Below are 1,462 nucleotides of genomic sequence, written 5' to 3'. Positions count from 1 at the left end.
AGCATGTATGCGCTGATCGCGTTGGGTTACACGATGGTGTACGGCGTGCTGAACCTGATCAACTTTGCGCACGGCGACATTTTGATGGTCGGTGCGATGGTGGGCCTCTCGCTGCTCAAGCTGGTGCAGCACGTGGCGCCGCAGTTGCCGGGCATCGTCCAGTTGATCATCGCCATCGTCGGCGCGATCCCGGTGTGCATCGTGGTCAGCCTGGTGATCGAGCGGGTGGCGTATCGCCCGTTGCGCAACGCGCCGCGCCTGGCGCCGCTGATCACCGCCATCGGCGTGTCGATCCTGCTGCAGACCATCGCCATGATGATCTGGGGCAGAAGCCCGCTGCCGTTCCCGCAGGTGATGCCGTCGGATCCGGTGCATATCGCCGGCGCGCTGATTTCGCCCACGCAGATCATGCTGCTGGTGCTGGCGGTGCTGGCCATGGTGGGGCTGGTCTTGATCGTGGAGAAGACCAAGATGGGCCGCGCCATGCGCGCCACCGCCGAGAACCCGCGCATTGCGGGCTTGATGGGCGTGGATTCGAACAAGGTGATCGTGGTGACGTTTGCCATCGGCGCGGGCCTGGCGGCGATCGCCGGCGTGATGTGGGCGGCCAATTACTCCACCGCGCAATTCGCCATGGGCTTCGTGCCGGGCCTGAAGGCCTTCTCGGCGGCGGTGCTGGGCGGCATCGGCAACATCTACGGCGCCATGCTGGGCGGCATTTTGCTGGGCCTGATCGAGAGCCTGGGCGCCGGTTACATCGGCGACCTGACGGGCGATTTCCTGGGCAGCAACTATCAGGACATCTTTGCGTTCATCGTGCTGATCATCGTGCTGACCTTGCGCCCATCAGGGATCATGGGTGAGCGCGTGGCAGACCGCGCCTGAAAATTGGCCCATGTTCCTACTGCGCCCGCGTGATCGACTGCCGTACGGTGCTCGCCATCCTCGTGTGCAGCAGCACACTCCGGAGGCTGCGCTCCGGTCGTCAGTCGCTGACGCGGGCTCGCTACGGAACCTGAGCCAATTTTACGTTCGTTAATTATTACTAAAGAAGAGAAGACAAATGGCTCTCCTATCCTTCGACATGAAGCGCAATCCGGCGCAAGCCAGGACCAGCCTGCTGGTGCTGCTGGCGCTGATGATCGTGTTTCCCTTCATCGCGCAGCAGTTCGGCAATTCCTGGGTGCGCATCATGGACATCGCCCTGCTGTACATCATGCTGGCGCTGGGCCTGAACGTGGTGGTGGGCTTTGCCGGCCTGCTGGACCTGGGCTACATCGCCTTCTACGCGATCGGCGCCTACACGGCCGGCCTGCTGGCCTCGCCGCAGTTTGCCGCGGTGATCGAATCCTTCGTCAACACCTATCCCTCGGTGGGCAACTTCCTGGTGTGGGTGTGCGGGCCGGAGATCGTGCAGAACGGTATCCACCTGTCGCTGTGGCTGATCGTGCCGGTGTCGGGT

Annotated in this window: 1 protein-coding gene and 1 pseudogene; both read left to right on the top strand. The window is 63.1% G+C overall.

Annotated features, from left to right (window positions below):
* Window positions 1–885: branched-chain amino acid ABC transporter permease (locus tag J8I26_RS22525; RefSeq protein ID WP_209609450.1), on the top strand; the 885-nt coding region annotated here is incomplete at its 5' end.
* 178 nt (window positions 886–1,063) lie between these two features.
* A pseudogene (locus J8I26_RS22520) lies at window positions 1,064–1,462 on the top strand (ABC transporter ATP-binding protein); the annotation flags it as partial.

This window comes from Herbaspirillum sp. LeCh32-8 (genome assembly GCF_017814915.1).
Taxonomy (GTDB): Bacteria; Pseudomonadota; Gammaproteobacteria; order Burkholderiales; family Burkholderiaceae_D; genus Herbaspirillum.
The sequence above is the reverse complement of the archived record's forward strand: the minus strand, read 5'-3'. Positions and strand labels throughout refer to the sequence as shown.